Genomic DNA, 222 nt, shown 5'->3' with positions numbered 1-222 from the left:
GAGTGGACTTGAACCACCGACCTCACCCTTATCAGGGGTGCGCTCTAACCACCTGAGCTACAAGCCTATAAAGGTATTTCTGCTCGTTACTTTCTATCAGACAATCTGTGTGAGCACGCCACTCGAAGCAATATCTTTAGGTAAGGAGGTGATCCAACCGCAGGTTCCCCTACGGTTACCTTGTTACGACTTCACCCCAGTCATGAATCACAAAGTGGTAAG

1 tRNA gene and 1 rRNA gene are annotated in these 222 nt (G+C 48.6%); both read right to left on the bottom strand.

Annotated features, from left to right (window positions below):
* A tRNA-Ile gene (locus WA302_RS25380) sits at positions 1-59 on the bottom strand.
* 82 nt (positions 60-141) lie between these two features.
* Positions 142-222 (bottom strand): 16S ribosomal RNA (locus WA302_RS25375); the annotation flags it as partial.

It is taken from the genome of Serratia sp. 201 (assembly GCF_037027545.1).
Classification (GTDB): Bacteria; Pseudomonadota; Gammaproteobacteria; order Enterobacterales; family Enterobacteriaceae; genus Serratia; species Serratia bockelmannii.
Note: the sequence above shows the minus strand (reverse complement) of the source record. Positions and strands in the feature narration are given on the sequence as shown.